General features: G+C 71.3%; 13 protein-coding genes. 9 read left to right on the top strand and 4 right to left on the bottom strand.

From position 1 onward, the window contains the following. Window positions 1-13: 13 nt before the first annotated feature. Window positions 14-1,219 (bottom strand): 3-dehydroquinate synthase II family protein, encoded by a 1,206-nt coding sequence (locus ACFZDL_RS08705; protein WP_353589822.1) that lies wholly within the window; start codon window positions 1,217-1,219, stop codon window positions 14-16. Then, window positions 1,216-2,076 (bottom strand): 2-amino-3,7-dideoxy-D-threo-hept-6-ulosonate synthase, encoded by an 861-nt coding sequence (locus ACFZDL_RS08700; protein ID WP_353589821.1) that lies wholly within the window; start codon window positions 2,074-2,076, stop codon window positions 1,216-1,218. Before ACFZDL_RS08700 ends, ACFZDL_RS08705 begins: the two co-directional genes overlap by 4 nt. Before the next feature lie 568 nt (window positions 2,077-2,644). Between ACFZDL_RS08700 and ACFZDL_RS08695 the strand changes: the two genes are divergently transcribed. The 7 genes from ACFZDL_RS08695 (at window position 2,645) to ACFZDL_RS08665 (ending at window position 9,301) form a co-directional block, all read left to right on the top strand. Then, complete coding sequence (locus tag ACFZDL_RS08695) at window positions 2,645-4,045, top strand: MFS transporter (protein WP_353589820.1); 1,401 nt, start codon at window positions 2,645-2,647, stop codon at window positions 4,043-4,045. 165 nt (window positions 4,046-4,210) lie between these two features. Next, complete coding sequence (locus ACFZDL_RS08690; protein ID WP_353589819.1) at window positions 4,211-4,735, top strand: hypothetical protein; 525 nt, start codon at window positions 4,211-4,213, stop codon at window positions 4,733-4,735. A gap of 164 nt (window positions 4,736-4,899) precedes the next feature. Beyond that, the gene (locus tag ACFZDL_RS08685) at window positions 4,900-5,682 is read left to right on the top strand and encodes a polysaccharide lyase family 7 protein (protein WP_353589818.1); all 783 of its coding nucleotides are present in this window, start codon (window positions 4,900-4,902) and stop codon (window positions 5,680-5,682) included. Between the two features lie 203 nt (window positions 5,683-5,885). Beyond that, on the top strand, window positions 5,886-7,763 hold the full coding sequence (locus ACFZDL_RS08680; protein WP_353589817.1) for a serine/threonine-protein kinase: 1,878 nt from the start codon (window positions 5,886-5,888) through the stop codon (window positions 7,761-7,763). Window positions 7,764-7,898: 135 nt separating this feature from the next. After that, complete coding sequence (locus tag ACFZDL_RS08675; RefSeq protein WP_353589816.1) at window positions 7,899-8,078, top strand: CopG family transcriptional regulator; 180 nt, start codon at window positions 7,899-7,901, stop codon at window positions 8,076-8,078. A gap of 1 nt (window position 8,079) precedes the next feature. Next, window positions 8,080-8,424 (top strand): VOC family protein, encoded by a 345-nt coding sequence (locus ACFZDL_RS08670; RefSeq protein WP_353589815.1) that lies wholly within the window; start codon window positions 8,080-8,082, stop codon window positions 8,422-8,424. A gap of 19 nt (window positions 8,425-8,443) precedes the next feature. Further along, window positions 8,444-9,301: a class I SAM-dependent methyltransferase gene (locus tag ACFZDL_RS08665; protein ID WP_353589813.1), complete on the top strand. Its 858-nt coding sequence runs from the start codon at window positions 8,444-8,446 to the stop codon at window positions 9,299-9,301. Window positions 9,302-9,314: 13 nt separating this feature from the next. Here the strand turns inward: ACFZDL_RS08665 and ACFZDL_RS08660 are convergent, their stop codons facing one another. After that, window positions 9,315-11,150, bottom strand: a complete 1,836-nt coding sequence (locus ACFZDL_RS08660; RefSeq protein WP_353589812.1) for an asparagine synthase-related protein — start codon at window positions 11,148-11,150, stop codon at window positions 9,315-9,317. Between the two features lie 199 nt (window positions 11,151-11,349). Here ACFZDL_RS08660 and ACFZDL_RS08655 point away from each other — a divergent pair, with 199 nt between their 5' ends. Beyond that, window positions 11,350-15,189 carry an XRE family transcriptional regulator gene (locus tag ACFZDL_RS08655; protein WP_353589811.1) on the top strand — a complete coding sequence of 1,280 codons (3,840 nt, stop codon included), beginning with the start codon at window positions 11,350-11,352 and terminating at the stop codon, window positions 15,187-15,189. A 69-nt stretch (window positions 15,190-15,258) separates the two neighbouring features. On the opposite strand, the gene ACFZDL_RS08650 is transcribed toward ACFZDL_RS08655, so the two are convergent. Next, entirely contained in the window at window positions 15,259-16,044 is a 786-nt protein-coding gene (locus ACFZDL_RS08650) for a DeoR/GlpR family DNA-binding transcription regulator (RefSeq protein WP_353589810.1), read from the bottom strand. Window positions 16,045-16,166: 122 nt separating this feature from the next. Here ACFZDL_RS08650 and ACFZDL_RS08645 point away from each other — a divergent pair, with 122 nt between their 5' ends. Then, a complete protein-coding gene (locus ACFZDL_RS08645) occupies window positions 16,167-16,814 on the top strand; it encodes a bifunctional 4-hydroxy-2-oxoglutarate aldolase/2-dehydro-3-deoxy-phosphogluconate aldolase (protein WP_353589809.1) in 648 nt (215 codons plus the stop codon). Window positions 16,815-16,840: the final 26 nt, after the last annotated feature.

Below are 16,840 nucleotides of genomic sequence, written 5' to 3'. Positions count from 1 at the left end.
CCTGTGGTGTCCATCAGCATTCCTTGCAGAACTCGCCGATCGGCAGGCCTACATGGCGCTTGTCCGTGGCCAGATAGCCGAGGAGTTCATCGCCGGTCCGCAGCTCGGTGACGTTGAGGACCTTTCCGCCCGGGCCGAGCACCCGTACATGCCAGTCGTCCTGCACGGTCAGGCTGACCAGCGCTCCGTCCTCGGCGTGGGCGCGGATCTCCAGCAGCGGCCGGGACTCCAGCTTGGCGCGGCCGACCACGACCCGCCGGGTGCGGCCGTCGGCGCCGACCGCGAGCAGGGCGGTGCCCGAGCCCACCTCGCTCAGATAGCTGGTGCGGTTGTCGGGCCCGAGCGTGTACGAGTGCAGGGCGCCGGCGTTGACCCGGAACGGCCGGGTCGGCATGTACGGCAGCGGGTGGGTTTCGCTGCAGCACAGGATGAACCCGGAGGAGTACGAGCCGACGAGGATGCCCTCGTCCTCCTCGAAGTGCGAGCAGGTGTCCACACAGACCCGGTCGCCGAGCCCGACGTGCTGGATGCGCTCCACGGTCAGCGTGGTCAGCTCCAGCTGCGGTGTGGTGGCCTCCAGCAGCCGTGCCAGCGCGAACACCTCGTCGGCGGTGTGGGGCGCGTAGACGATGCCGTCCGAGCCGCGCTCCAGCACATCGAAGACGATGGCCGCCTCTTCCAGGTCGGCGACGGTGGTGAGCAGCTTGCCGTCGGCGGACTCGGCCGCGGCGAGCACGATCTCCAGCGGGATCTTGGTCGGGTCGGCGAAGTGGATGACGGTGTACGGCAGCGCCATGGCGCCCGCGCACGACAGCCGCAGGGTGCGGTCGTCGCGTACGTCGATGAAGCCGGCGGTGGGTGTGCCCCCGGCGGCCCGGTTGTCCGCGGCGAGGGCGTCGAGCTCGTCCTGGGTGGCGAACTTCCGCAAGCGGACGTCCCAGCCGGCTCCGGCCGGGGACGTGGCGCCGGCCGTGGCCTTCGCCGCTTTGGCATCCTCGGCGCCCCTGGTGTCCTTCGTCTCTTTGGCACCGGGCTTCTTCGCGGTGTCCGCGGCCGGATCGCCGGGGATCAGCACCCGGGTGACGGTCGGGGGGAGCGTCGCCAGCAGTTCGGCATCGGTGGCCAGCACCCCGGCCATCCGGGTGTGGACGGCCGCGTCCACCACCGCCTGGAGCTGTGGCCGGGGGACTTCACGCAGATCGATCCATGCAAACCTCATGAGACACCTGCCACCATCGTCGAGTACTGGGCCATGTCATCGGTCAGTCCGTCGGGACGCGTCGCCGGTTCGGTGCCGTCGCCGCCGCGGCCACCGCCGCTGCCGCCGTGTACGACCGCGGAGAGGCGGGACACCAGCGCGGCGGGGGAGGGGGAGGTGAAGACCCGGCGGCCGATGGCCAGCCCCCGGCAGCCGGAGGCCATGACGGCGGTGCCGTATTCGATGAGGTCGGAGCCGTCCGGTGGGCCTCCGGCCGCCAGGACGGGGATGGGGCTGTTGGCCACCACCTCGGCCATCCGGTCGAGCGGGAGGGCGACGGAGGTCTTCACCATGTCGGCGCCCAGATCGGCGGCGACATTGACCAGATGCGCGAGCAGGGCGGGATCGTGGGGGTTCTCGATCCGCGGGCCCCGAGGGTAGACCATCGCGATCAGCGGCATGCCCCACGCGTCGCAGGAGCGGGCCACCGCCCCCAGATCGGCGAGCTGCTGCCCTTCCGTGTCCGACCCGAGGTTCACATGGACGCTGACCGCGTCCGCGCCGAGCCGCAACGCCTCCTCGACATCGCCGACCAGCACCTTGGCGTTGACATCGGCGGAGCAGGCGGTGCTGGCGCTCAAGTGCACCACCAGCGCGCAGCTTTTGAGGATGTCCGGCGCGAGGGCGCGGGCGCGCCCCTTGTGGACGACGATCCCGTCCACCCCGCCGGCCACCAGCGCCCGCAGCAGATCGGCCCATTGGCCGGCGGGGACGATCGGGCCGTCCGACACGCTGTGGTCGAGTGGAACGAGCAGGTGTTTGTCGTCACCCGCCAGCGACAGCCGTCTTAGGCGAAATAACTTGCCGTTTTTCATCATGGGTAATGCGCCTTCCATACCCAGAGGCCGCATGGCAAGGTCTGGCAGCGGCTTCGAGTGAAAATCCTGGAAAAGCGGAACTACGGCATCCCGTTGGGGCCTCCATGGCCGAAAAGGAGCGGTCATGAAACTTTCAAGTTCTTGCCGCAGTCAGCATTCACCGGGTGATCGCCCGTTGGCAAGGTGTGACTGAGGGGGAATTTTTACACCGATCTCCGCATACCTATCACCCTGCGACCGGGTCGATGAGGGTCGGGTCGCGGTCGCGACGGGTCGTTATGCGGTAAGTGATGGGGCTGGTGCCGCATGGTGCGCTCTGCGTGAATTTTGGAGATGTGTCCATCCGTAGCGGCAACGGACGCTTTATGGCTGTTGAGATGTGTAAAGAGGCGCTTATTCGTCCCCGGACCCAGCTCCATCCCCCGGTTAAATCGGCTGAGCTGCCTTCCTTGTCGAAATCGAATTTACGGGTTTAGAGTGACAGCCCGCTCCGATTCGTGTTGCATGCGAGGCCGTCCCCATCTGGACCCGGACCGCTTGGATCCGGGCATACCGGAAGTGAACCCCCATGCCCGATTCCCTGCCCAGGGCCGCGCTCGAGACCGCCTGGCCCAAACCGGCCGCCGAGCCACCGCTGGAACCGAAGAGCAAGGCGTCGCGGATCGCCGTCGCGAGCCTGATCGGCACCACGATCGAGTACTACGACTTCGCCGTGTACGGCACCGCCGCCGCGCTCGTGCTCGGCCCCGCCTTCTTCCCCTCCGGCAACGACACCGTCTCCTCCCTGGCCGCGTTCCTCACCTTCGCCGCCGCCTTCCTGGCCCGCCCCCTCGGCGTCGTACTGTTCGGGACGATCGGCGACCGGCTGGGCCGCCGAAGGGCCCTGGTCACCTCCCTGCTGCTGATGGGCGTGGCGACGGTGGGCGTCGGACTGTTGCCGACGTACGAGACCGCGGGACTCCTCGCGCCCGTCCTGCTGGTGACGCTCCGGCTGCTGCAGGGCGTGAGCATGGGAGGCGAGTGGGGCGGCGCGGTGCTGCTCTCCGCGGAACACGCGCCACCCGGACGCCGCGCGCTGTACGCGTCCATCCCACAGGCCGGCCCCTCGCTCGGTTTCCTGCTGTCCAGCGCCGTCATCCTGCCCACCCTCCACATCGCGGGCCGGGACGGCTTCAAGGACGGCGCCTGGCGGATTCCCTTCCTGCTCAGCACCGTCCTCGTGGTCATCGGCCTGTGGGTGCGCACCACGGTCTCCGAGTCACCCGTGTTCAGCTCGGAGACCATCCGTACGACACCGGCGCCGACGCCGAGACCGGGGCCGGGGCCAACACCGGCATCGTCGCCGGAGCCCGCCTCCCGCTTTCCGCTCGGTGTGCTTCTCAAGCGGCATCCGGGCCGGCTGCTCCTCGGCGTCGGCGCGGCGCTCGGCGGCTCGGCCGTCTACTACCTGACGATCGTCTACAGCATCTCGTACGGGCCGAAGGCGCTCGACATCCCCCAGAACACGATGCTCACCGCCGCGAGCGTCGGCGCCGCGGCCGGAATCGCCATCACCCTCCCGGCCGCCAGGCTGGCCGACCGGATCGGCCGCCGCCCGGTGATGCTGACCGGAGCCGTCGGCTGTGTGCTGTGGGCCGTGCCCATGTACGCCTCCCTGAGCTCGCGCGACGCCCTGACGATCACCGGCGCCTACACGCTCGGACTTGTGCTGCTCGCGCTGATGTTCTCTCCGGTGGCGGCGTTCCTCGCCGAACTCTTCCCCGCCCGACTGCGCTACACCGGCGCCTCCGCGGCCTTCATCCTCGCCAACACCCTCGGTGGCGGCTTCGCCCCGCCCATCGCCACCTGGCTGAACAGCCAGTGGGAATCACCGCTCGTGCTCGGCTTCTACACCGGCGGGCTCTGCCTGCTGAGCCTCCTTTGTCTGCTGGCCCTGCCGGAGACCCGCGACTGCGCGTTCGACACCTAGACGGACTGTCTCTCAGGGCGCATCCCCTGTGCCGCCACGCGACCACGATCGAGGCCCAACTGGCGAGCCCACCGCCCTGCAGGCGGCCATTACCGCAGGTGCTAGCGTGAAACGGATCCGGCCGGTCCGCCCGGCGAACCTGTGTCCTGACGGGGAACCCTCCACATGCGCCACCTGCCTCGCGTCGCCCAGTTCGGCGCCCTCGCCGCCTCCGCCCTCCTGGCCCTCTCGGCCTGCTCCAGCGGCGGCTCGGACGACACCTCGTCCGCCACCGAGGGGAAGAAGGGGAAGGAGAGCGCGAGCAGCAGCGGCACACCGAATGCCAAGGCCACGTCGTCGCCGTCCGCCGCGGCGAGTGGTGCGGCCGGCGGAACCGGCCCCGCCCAGCCCGTCACGTCCAAGGCCGAGGTCAGCATCAAGTCGTGCCAGCTGCGCGACGCGTCGAAGTTGTTCGCGATCGTCCAGCTCGACAATGTGCACGGCTCGGCGGACTACGCCTACACCGTCAAGGTCCGCTTCCTGAACTCCGCGCACCCCGACAAGGCGGTCTACGCCACCATGGCCAACCAGCCCGTCCAGGCCGGAGCCCGTAAGAGCGCACTCGCGTCCGCCGCCTGGAAGGGCGACTCCGCCGCGATGCCGCAGACCTGTGAGGTGGCCAAGGCGACGAAGGTGAAGTTGGCCGGCTGACCCGGGCCGGGTAGCGGTCCGTGACCGGGACCCGTCCCGGAAGCGGCGGCGGACAATGGCGAGCGGCCATGCCCACTCCTCGCCAGGGGGAGAACGGTACGGACTCTCCACGACTCAGAGGAATCGACGGTCGTGCTGACCCCCGCTCAGGAAGGAAAACCGCCATGCCGCGCATACGCGCCATCGTCTTCGCCGGCATCACGGCGGCCGCCTCGACGGCCGCCCTCGCGCTCCCCGCACAGGCCGACACGCCCGCCCGCCACGACGCCACCGCCGCCCGCTGCACGTACCCCGCCGACGTCCTCGACCTCACCAACTGGAAGCTGACCCTCCCCACCGGCGACGACGAGGACCCGACCGAGATCACACAGCCCGATCTCGCCACCTTCTCCGCCAAGCCCTGGTTCCGCGTCAACGGGGCGTGTGACGCGGTCCGGTTCCGCGCCGCCGTCGACGGCGTGACGACGGGAGGCTCCAGCTACCCGCGCGCCGAGCTGCGGGAGATGACGGACGGTGGGCAGGAGAAGGCCAGTTGGTCGACCACCGAGGGCACCCATACGCTCGTGGTCAGGGAGGCGTTCCTCGCTCTGCCCCACGACAAGCCGCATCTGGTCGGCGCCCAGGTCCACGGCGGCGACGACGATGTCACGGTCTTCCGCCTCGAGGGCAGCAAGCTCTACATCACCGACGGCGACGACTCCCGCCACCACCTCGTCACCGACGACTACGAGCTGGGCACCGAGTTCGAGGCCAAGTTCGTGGCGAAGCGCGGAAAGATCGACGTGTACTACAACGGGGAGCGCGAGACCACGATCTCCCACGACGGCGACACCAACTACTTCAAGGCAGGCGCCTACACGCAGGCCAACTGCGGGAACTCGGACCCGTGCGACAGTGGCAACTACGGCGAGGTCCAGATATCCCGTATCAAGGTCACCCACTCCTAGCCAGAGGATCACCGTGCCGGGCGTCACAATCTTCACAGAGTGATGGTTTGTGGAGTGGTGCGTGAACCCCCTTCTCAACCGGCCGGGCCCGGGGTCATTCTCGGGAGCGCCGGAAACGGTGTGTGTCCCTTCCCTCACCCAGTAAATTCGATCCGCGCGCCTGGTAACAGCTGCGTCTGGTCTTGTGCGAGGGGAGAGTCGTTGTGCGCCGGGGGGAGAAAGTGGGCAAGTACCGGCTCACGAAGGGACCCGTCGAGGGAGGAAGGGGAGCGGTCTGGTTCGCCGTCGACACGGAGCTGGGCCGGCCCGTCGTCCTCAAGCGGGCCTTGCTCGAGGACAACAGCCAGGCCGACTTCGACCAACTGCTGGCCGAGGCACGCGCTCTGGCGAAGTTCAGCCACCCGCATGTGGTCACCCTCTACGACGCGGTCCGCGCGGGCAAGGGCAAGAAGGCCACGTTCTGGCTGGTGATGGAGCATGTGACCGGCGGGAGCCTGGACGTCCCGGTGAAGATGGCCCCGCGGCTCGCGGCGCACATCGGCGCGCAGATCGCCGCCGCGCTGGCCGCCCTGCACGCCAAGGGGATCGTGCACTGCGACGTCAAGCCCGGCAATATCGTGATCACTCACGACCGAGTGGCCAAGCTGGCCGACTTCGGTGCCGCGTACCGGGTGGACGGCAGTGAGACGATCACGCCCAACGGACCGATCAGCCTCACCCCGGCCTACGCCGCCCCCGAGGCGTTCCGGGCGGCGCCCGAGCGGGCATCCGACGTCTTCTCCCTCGGCGCCACCCTGCACTGGCTGGTCACGGGGACGCCGCCGCTGCGCGGCCCCGGACGCGCGGTCCGGCTGGAGGCCATCAGCCCTCAGGCCGGGCCGCTCGGCGGGGTGCTCACCGCGATGCTCCAGCACGACCCCCGGGCGCGCCCCACCGCCGCCGACTCACTCGCCGCGCTCGCGGGCATCGCGGGATCGCCGGACCAGCTCCCGACCCTCCCGCTGACCTCGGCGACCACGCCCTATACGGACACCGTTGCCGGCGTCGAGGACCCGACGGCACAGCAGCGGAGCCGGGCGACGCCGACCCTTGTCCGGCGCCGCCCGCTGCTCACGGCCGGCGTCGCCGTCGTCACGGCACTGGCCGTCGCCGTTCCGCTCGTCGTCATGCGCCTGGGTGGTGAGTCCGACGCGGACGAATCCGCCCCGCCGGCGGGCAGCGGCAAGCGGGCCGGCGCGTCGGGGTTCATCGGCGACCCCCGTACCGCCGACCCCTGCGCCTTGTTGGACGCCACCGCGTTCCCTCGCTACGAGGAGGCCGAACTGGACGGTGACGAGGGCAACTTCAACCGATGCGACGTCGTCCTGAAGGAGGGGGGCGAGGACGTCGTGGACGTGAGGGTGGAGCTCGACGCCGATCCGCTGCCGGAGGGGGTGGCGAGGAAGACCACGGGCCGGGTGACCGTCGTGGAGGTCGCCGCCGAGGAGAAGGAGTGCAAGCGGGCCATGGCGGTGACCGGCGCGCGCGGCAACAGCCTTCGGGTCACCGCGGTGGCGAGAGACTCCAAGGTCAAGGAGCCGCTGTGCCGCACCGCCGATGTCGCCACGGGCGTCGCGGTCAAGGTGCTCAACGGCGGGGAGATCCCCCGGCGTCCGGCCTTCGCGTCCGATTCGCTGGCGCACCAGGACGCATGCACGCTGCTCGACGCCAAGGCGCTGGAGGAGGTGCCCGGTATCGACGCCAAGGATCCGGACGTCGGATTCGGCCGCTGGGACTGCCAGTGGAAGAGCACCACCAACGACTTGGAGGTGGACCTGCGGTTCGACCAGGGCGGCATGACGAGCGGCAAGAACGCCCGGCGGACCAGTCTCGGCGGTCATCAGGTCATCGTTCTGGAGGGCTACGAGGGCGCGGGCAGCTGCCGTGTCGAAGTGGTCTACCGATCCTATGTCGGAGTGGACCGGGTGGAGGGGACCGAGCGGGTGGTCGTCGTCGTCAAGGGGGCGGGCCGCAAGGGCCGGCCCTGCGGGCCGGCCACCGATCTCGCCGGTTCGGCCGCCGCCGCGCTGCCGCCCGTCTGACCGCTGCCACCCGTCTGACCGCCGTCGTGCGGTGAGGGAGCCGGCCGCACCGGCCGACCGAAAGCCACTCTCCAAGGCCATCTGCCGTTACGGACACCCTCCCGGCTAGCTTGCTAGGATGCTAGCATCGCCCTCGTGGGTGATGAGGAAGTCAAGCAGTTCAACGTGTATCTGCCGATCGGACTGATCAAGCAGGTCAAGTACCGCGCCATCGAGTCGGGCTCGTCGTTGTCGGCGCTGGTCGCTGACGCGCTGCGCGCCTACCTCGACGACGCCCATGGGCGACAAGAGCCATCGAGTGACAAGGAGGTCTGATATGGCGACCGAAGGAATCGAGGCCGTGTTCCTGGAGACGCACAACTGGGGCAAGGCGGCGAAGTTCTTCCAGGCGTTGGGGTTCGAACTGGAGTTCGCGACCGATCACAACTCCGGCCAGTTCCGCAATGGCGACGGCCCGTACGTCTTCATTGCCGAGGTCCCCGAGGACCGGGAACCCGACACGCGGATCGTGCTGAAGGTGCCGGACGCGGCTGGGTTCCGCCCCGACCCCGCGGTCGAGGTGGTCACGTCGTTCGAGGACACCCATTACGGGACCAAGGAGATGACCGTCCGCGATCCCGACGGGCGCCTGTGGAGCCTCCAAGCCCCCGCGAAGAACTGACTGCGACGAGAGGAGCACCATGACGGACGAGCAGACCGAGGGGCCGGAGAGCAGCGCGGTGCGGGTCGCCCTCTGGCGGGCGATGCACGTTCAGGTCGACCCGCCGCCCCATGTACTCGAGGACGAGATCGGCCGGCGGATGGTGGCCCCCGACGACGAATGGCGCCGCCGCCCCGATATGGACCCGCAGACCACCAGCGGGTTCCGCGCGGCCATGGTGGCCCGCGCTCGATTCATCGAGGACCTGGTCACCGAGCAGGCCGACCGCGGCGTCGCGCAGTACGTCATCCTGGGCGCCGGTCTGGACACCTTCGCCCAGCGCAAACCGGAGATCGCCTCCCGGCTGCGGATCTTCGAGGTCGACCAGCCCGGCCCCCAGGCCTGGAAGCGACGCCGCCTGGCCGAACTCGGCTACGGCATACCCGACTGGCTGCGCCTGGTACCGGTCGACTTCGAGGCGAACGAGTCCTGGCTGGAGCAGCTGACCGCTGCCGGCTTCGATCCCGGACAGCCGACGGTCGTGGTCTCCACCGGCGTCACCATGTACCTCACCGAAGAAGCGACCGCGGCCACCCTGCGCCAGATCGCCGGGCTCGCACCCGGCTCGACGCTCGCCATGACCTTCCTGCTGCCGATCGAACTCGTCGACGACGCCGATCGCCCGGGCCTGCGGGCGAGCGAGGAAGGCGCGCGGGCTTCCGGAACTCCGTTCCTCAGCTTCTACACCCCGCAGGACATGCTGACACTGGCCCGCGAAGCCGGTTTTGAGGACGTCCGGCACGTGTCCGGAGCCTTGCTGGCCGAGCGCTACTTCGCCGGTCGTGCCGACGGCCTCCGCCCGTCCAGCGGAGAGGACCTGCTGCTGGCCACCACCTGACCACCCCTCCCGGTCAGCGGCGCGGTGCGAACGTGAGGTGATGTGGTGTCCGCTCGTGTGAGCGCAGCCAGATTTCACAGCCCACCGTGGACATCAGCGGCGCCAGGTCGGCGATCCGGGCGTGCGAGTGCGTGACGCCGCGCAGGTGGTCGGGGTCGATCAGGCCGGCCTCGGCCAGCAGTGAACCGTCCAGAAGGGTGAGGATCTCGCCCCGCTGCCGCTCCAGGGCACGAGAGAAGTCCGCACCGTGGTGGCCCCTCGTGGTGCGCCACAGGACCTGCTCGGGAACGATGTCGGCCATCGCGGTGGTCAGCAGCGGTTTGAAGCATCCCGGGGCCGCGGCCTCCCACGGGTGGACGGACGTGGCGGCGGCCACCACGGCGTCGTCGGTGTAGGGCAGCGCGAGATCGGGGCCGGGCAGGGACTTGTTGATCAGGCGCACGGTGTTGCCGGCCTCCCGTATCCCGTGCAGTACGCCGTGGACACCGCGGTGCGGAGCCAGCGGCTCCGGGCAGTGTTCGGCAGCCTCCCGCAGCACGTCCCGCGCCGACCGGGCGGCTTGCGGCAGGGCCCACGCGGGCATGCGGGGCGCCGGCTGCCAACCGAGGTGATCCACCGGCTCATGGGCGCGCGGGGCGGTCAGGTGGTCGGTTGCCTCCAGCAGCCACCGGTGGTAGCCCCGCCGGTCCGTCAGCGCCCGCAGCATGGCCCAGCGGCTGACGCGGCGGTCGAGGCGTTGACGACGGGCCCGTTGGAGCACCATCCCGGGGCGCTGTGCCAAGGCGTCGATCCAGTGGGAGGGGGAGGGGGTGAACAGCTCGTCGCCCCCTCCGCCGCCCAGATGCAGACGGGATCCGTGCGCCCGGACGCGGCGCAGCAGGTCGTCCAGGGTCGCGACGTCCCGCGTCCAGGGGCCCGGCTCCTGCGCGGCCAGGCACAGCGACCCTGCGCCCGCGAACCAGTCGGGCGTCTCATGCCGCCCGATCACCAGATGGGTGGCCTCGGGCAGTGCCCGTGCGGCCTCGTCGGCCCGTGCGGCCTCGTCATCGCGCGCGTCCGCACCCTCCCGGCGCGCCGTCACCAACGCGGCGCCACCGCGGGCGGCCAGGAAGCACAGGCTCGTCGAATCCAGCCCGCCGGACAGGTCGGCGCTGACCGTTCCCCCGCCCGCCGTACACGTGTCCACGGCCTCCACCAGCGCGGTGCGCACCGCCTGTGCCGCCTCGGCCAGCGGGAGGACCGGTTCGGAGGGGCGCCACCAGCGCACCACGCGTCCGCTGCCGTCGCGGTGCCACATCAGCGCCTCGTCCGGCCGTACGGCACGCACTCCCTGCCACATCGTGCGCCCGCCCAACGCCGCCCATGACACCCCGGGCTCCAGCAGCCGCGCCGCCAGCATCTCCATGTCCGGCGCCGAACCGACCAGCTCGGCCAGCACATCAGCGTCCGAGGCCGCCACCGGCACGCCGTCGACGCGCGCGGTGAAGACGCGACACGCCGCCGAAGCCGTCCCCCGTGCCCATACGCTTCCGTCCACCGAGGCCAGTACGTGAAAGCTGCCCGCCAGCCCGGCGACCGCCTGCTCCACCTCCTGCGCGCCGCGGACCCGCGCGACCCTCCGCCGCAACACCTTCGGGGGGACGGCGAACCGGCCCGCCAGGGCGAGCCGCGTGGCCCCCGCCTCGACGACGAGCATGCGTCCGCCGGCCCGCCGGCCGAGGAGCCACGGCCTGCCCGACGCGTGCCGCAGACACTCCGATGCCCCCTCGTCGAGTTCGCCGTGGAGCAGCCGCTCCGCCAACGCGGCGGCGGCCTCGGTATCCGGCAACACCACCCACCACCCGTTCACCGCAACGCTCCTCCCCCTCGACCGACACCGCGACCCGGAACGGTCCGTCGCCGCCGCGGTCGCGGCCGGCCCGTCCGCTCCAGGTCTAGCGGCTCGGGCGTTGTTCGGGCTCGGGCTCTGGTGCCGAACAATCAAGTCCTGAAAAATGTGACGGCGCCGCGCAGACCAGGACGTGCGCGAACAAGGGGGAGGTGCGGCGATGCCGCGCAGAGAGCGACCGCTGGAGCCGGGGGACGGCCCGTTAGTGGAGTTCGCCGCGGGCCTGAGGCAATTGCGGCAGAAGGCAGGCAATCCGCCGTACCGGAAACTGGCGGAGCAGGCGCACTATTCGATCTCCACCTTGTCCTCCGCGGCCTCCGGACAGCGGCTGCCGACGCTGGCGGTGACGCTGGCGTACGTGCGCGCGTGCGAGGGGGACGTGGGCGAGTGGGAGCAGCGGTGGCGGGAGGCGGCGGAACGCCTCGGTGAAGGGCCTTCCGCCCTCGACCCGGCGGAAGAGTCCGACTCGGCCTCGCCGTACGCGGGACTGCGGTCCTTCCGGGAGCAGGACGCGGAGTGGTTCTTCGGCCGGGAACAACTGGTGGACGAGCTGACCGGGCGACTGGAGCGGCAGCGGTTCGTGGTGGTGATCGGGGCCTCGGGTTCGGGCAAGTCGTCGCTGCTGCGGGCGGGGCTGGTGCCGCGCCTGGCGGACGCGGCGACGACGGTGGTGCTGACGCCGGGGCCGCGGCCGCTGGAGGAGTGCGCGGTGCGGCTGGGCGCGCTGGCGGGAGTCATGCCGGGCGGCCTGTACGAGGAGCTGAAGGAGGATCCGGAGAACCTGGGCCGCATGGTGCGGCAGATCACCGCCGGCGCCGATGGGGCCGCCGGTGATGTGGTGCTGGTCGTCGACCAGTTCGAGGAGGCCTTCACCCTGTGCCGGGACGATTTCGAGCGGGACTGTTTCATCGAGTCACTGGTCGCCGCCGCTTCGGCCGAGGCCGGCCGGTGCCGGGTGGTGCTGGGGGTACGGGCCGACTTCTACCCGTACTGCACCCACAACGCCCCGCTGGTGGAGGCGATGCGCGATGCGCAGGTGCCGGTCGGGCCCATGAGTCTGGACGAGCTGCGCCGGGCGGTGGTGAAGCCGGCCCACCGGGCCGGGCTCAGCGTCGAGGGGGCGCTGCTGGCGACGCTCACGGCCCAGGCGCACGCCCAGCCAGGGATGCTGCCGTTGCTGTCCCACGCGCTGCTCCAGACCTGGCGCCGGCGGCGTGGCAACGCGTTGACGCTGGAGGCGTTCGAGAGGGCGGGCGGGCTCGAGGGCGCCCTGGTGCGCACCGCGGAGGACTTCTACCGGCGACTGGACGGGGAGCACCGGAAGCTGGCCCGGCGGGTGTTCGTGCGGCTGACCGCCCTGGGAGACGGTACGCAGGACACCGGGCGGCCGGCCCGCCTGGAGGAGCTGGAGGGACTGGCCGGGGCCGGCGGCGGTGACCTCGACGCCGTCCTGCACCGTGCGGCCGCCGCGCGGCTGCTGACGCTGGACCGCGACCGGGTGGAACTGGCCCACGAGGCTCTGATCCGGTGCTGGCCCCGGCTGCGCAGATGGCTGACCGAGGACCGAGACGCCACCCGCACCCTGCGCCGGCTCACCGACGCGGCACAGGTCTGGGAGGCGCTGGGGCGGGACCCCGGCGCGCTGTACCGGGGCACCCGGCTCACCATGGCCACCGGACTCGACCGCACGTCCCTGTCCGCGCCGGAGCGGGAGTTCCTGGACGCGAGCTCTGCCGCCCGGGCGGCAGAGCAGGCGGCGGCGCGGCGGCGCGTCCGGCTGGGGCACCTGGCGGTGGCGCTGCTGAGCGTCCTGCTCGTGCTGGCGACCACGACCGCGGTCCTCGCCGTCGTGGCGCAGCGGTCGGCGGATCGGCAGCGTGACGCCGCCGACGCACAGCGCGACGCCGCGAGTTCGCAGCGGGCCGCCGAAAAGGCCGCGGCGGTACGGGCGGCCAACCCCGCCCTGGCCGCCCAGGTGAGCCTGGCCGCCTACCGACTGTCGCCCACCCCGGAGGCGCGCGGCGCGCTGCTCAGCACGTTCGCCACTCCGTACGCCACACAGCTGACGGGTCGGCGGATCGTGGTCACCGCGGTGGCGTTCAGCCCCGACGGCCGGGTGCTGGCCACCGGCGACACCGACGGGACCGTGCGCCTGTGGCGGGTCTCGAATCCTCACCGGCCGCGTGAGCTCGGCGCGCTGCCCCGCCTGGCCGGCCCCGTCCGTACGCTCGCCGTCAGCCCCGACGGCCGTCTGGTGGCCGCGGGGGACGAGGACGGCGCGGTGGCGGTGTGGGACGTCGGCGATGTGCGGCAGCCCCGGCTCTCGGCGCGCCTGTCGGTCGGCGAAGGCCCGGTCGTCGGGCTGGGGTTCGGCCCCGGCGGGAGAACGCTGGCGACGGTCGCCCGCAAGGCGATCCGGCTGTGGCGGCTGTCGCCTGACCACCGGCCGCGCCGCCTCGCCGCGTCGCAGGCGCGTACCGCCGTGACCGCGGTGGCGTTCAGCCCGGACGGGCGGAAGCTGGCCACGGGCCATGCCGACCGCACCGTGCGGCTGTGGGCGGTGACCGCCTCGGGCGGGCGTCCGCGGCAGCTGTCGGCCGACGCGGGACCGGGCGGCGCGGTGACCGCGATGGCGTTCGCCCCGGACGGCCGCAGGCTGGCCACCGGCGGCGCCGACTTCAAGGTGCGGCTGTGGGACGTGGCCACGCCGCGCCACGCCCGTCCGGTGGACGTGCTCAGCGGGCACACCGACGTGGTCAACGCCGTCGCCTTCAGCCCCGACGGCCGCACCCTGGTCAGCGGCAGCACCGACGCCACCGTGCGCCGGTGGGCGGTGACCGCTTCCGGGCCCGCCCGTGAACTGGGGGTTCTCTCGGGCCACACCAGCGTTGTCGGATCGCTCGCCGTCAGCCCCGACGGCCGCACCCTGGTCACCGGCAGCGCGGACCAGACCGCACGTCTGTGGGATCTCCCGGGACCGGCCCTGGCCGGCCACAGCAGCTCGGTCTACTCGGTCGCCTTCAGCCCTGACGGACATCTGCTGGCCAGCGGCAGCTACGACCGAGGCGTCCGCGTGTGGAGTCTCACGAACCTGCGCCGCCCCCGCGAGCTGCCCCCGCTCACCGGCCACACCGGCCCGGTCAACTCCGTGGCCTTCCGGCCGGACGGCCGCACCCTGGCCAGTGGCAGTGCCGACGGCACGGTACGGCTGTGGGACACGGCGGCAGCCCACCGTCTCCGCCCGCTGGGTGTCCTGCCATCCGGCGTCGGCCACGTCAACACGGTGGCGTTCAGCCCCGACGGCCGCACCCTGGCCACCGGCGGTGAGCGGGGCGTGGTGCGCCTGTGGGACGTGACGGACATCCGGCATCCCCGTCCTGTTTCCGCGCTGCACAGAGCGGGCGCGGTGGACTCCGTGACGTTCTCCCGCGACGGCGGCACCCTGGCCGTGGGGGACCGCAGCCGCACGGCCGGCGTGTGGAATGTGACCGACCGACGCCACCCCAGGCGCCTGGCCGTCCTCGTCGGCCACACCGACGTGGTGAAATCGGTCGCGTTCAGCCCCGACGGCCGCACCCTGGCCACCGGCAGCGAAGACCGCACCGTACGGCTGTGGGATCTCGCCGACCCCCGTCGTCCGGTGCTGCGGAGCCGGCTTTCCGGCTACACCGACGGCGTCATGTCCGTCGCGTTCGCCCCGGACGGGCGGACGCTGGCCACCGCGAGCTCGGACCGCACCGTGCGGCTGTACGACGTCGTCGGCCACGGTGACGCCCAGGAGGTGGCCCTTCTGACCGGCCACACCAAGCCGGTCGACACGCTCGCCTTCAGCCCCGACGGCCGAACCCTCGCCACCGGCGGCGAGGACTGGACCGCACTCCTGTGGGACCCCAGCGCCGAGCGTGTCGCCTCTCGAATCTGCGACACGGCCTTCCCCGCCATGCCCCGGGCCGAATGGCGCCAGTACTTTCCCCAGCACACATACCGGCCGCCTTGCTGAGGGACGAGGTCGCGCGGTCGGGACGCCGTAGCGGATCCGCGGACGTGTGAACTGGTGCGGCCAGGCGCGTCAGTTCGCGCGGAGCACGGTCGGCCCCTCTTCCGCGATGCGGTCGGCCACTGCGGAGGGCAGCCCCGCGTCGGTCACGATGGTGTCGAGCCTGTCGAGGGCGGTCACGTTGAACCGCTCGACGGTGCCCCACTTCGTGCTGTCGGCGAGCAGGGCGACCGAGGAAGCCGCCTCCATGACCGCGTGTTTGAGCAGCACTTTCTCGGTCGAGTGGCTGGTCACGCCGTGGGACAGATCCCAGGAGCCGGCGCTCAGGAAGCACAGGTCGATGTTCAGCGCGCCGATCGCCTTGGCGGCGAGCGGCCCGCTGCTCGAACCGCTCGACACATCGACCTCGCCACCCGTGTGGATGGTGTGCACGGACGGAAGGTCGCAGAGCGCCAGTACGGCGTGGAAGTCATTGGTGACGACGGTGAGGTCGCGGCGGGCGGCCAGGGACGGCACGACCGACTGGCATGTCGTGCCCGCGTCGAGAAACACGACCATGCCGTCCTCCACGAGGCGCGCGGCCCGGTCGGCGATGGCGCGCTTGCGGGGCATCTCCAGCGCCGCCCGCGACGCCCGCTCGCGGGGCGGCGCGTGGCCGGTCCAGTCCGCCAGCCTGACCCCGCCCTGTACCGAGACCACCTGACCGCTCTTCTCCAGGGCGGCGATGTCCCGGCGCACCGTCATGTGGGAGACGTTCAGCCGAGCGGTCAGGTCACGGATGCTGAGCAGTCCGCTGCTCCTCAGCAAGCGGAGGAGTTCCTGATGGCGTTGCTCGGGGATCAGGGGTGCCCTGCTCAATGCGTCTCCTCGTTCACTGCGTCTGCCCGATACCTCGGGGACGGGGCCCGGCGGTGATCAGCCTAACTTCACCTCACTCAGGGCGTGACAAATTGTGAAACCATGTTCTAGCGTGTGCCGCCATGGTAACAAAGTTTAAAGATCTGGAATCGATCACCCATACGGGTGCCCTTCTGATCGTCCGCCTGGACAGCGCCCAGGAAGCCCTGGCCGTCTCGGAAGCGGCGATCGAGGGCGGCATACGGGCGCTGGAGATCACCCTGTCGGTGCCGGGCGCCCTGGACGTGATCTCGAAACTCTCCGACCGCTACGCGGCCCACGGGGTCGTCGTCGGTGCCGGCACGGTGCTGGACGAGCACGCGGCACACACCTGTGTCTCGGCCGGCGCACGGCTGCTGGTCAGCCCCAACCTGAACCCCGCGATGATCGCCACGGCCAACCGCTACCAGGCCGTCACGGTCAGCGGCGCCTTCTCCCCGTCGGAGATCGTGGACACGATGCAGGCGGGCGCCGACATCGTGAAACTCTTCCCGGCCGAGTTCCTGGGCCCGCAGTACGTCCGGACCGTCAGGGCCCCGCTCCCGCAGGCACCGCTGATGCCCACGGGCGGCGTCACCCCGGACAACGTCAAGGACTGGTTCGACGCGGGCGTCGTCGCGGTGGGGGTCGGCAGCTTCGTCACGAAGGCCGCCCGTCCCGACGGCGACTACCGGCGCGTCACCGAGGCCGCCTCGAGCATCCTGCGCGCCATCGAAGACGCACGGGCGTAACGCCGACGAGCAGCGCCGACGAGCCG

This window comes from Streptomyces sp. NPDC007917 (assembly GCF_042959105.1).
Lineage (GTDB): Bacteria > Actinomycetota > Actinomycetes > Streptomycetales > Streptomycetaceae > Streptomyces.
This window is presented reverse-complemented; position numbering and strand designations above follow the sequence as displayed.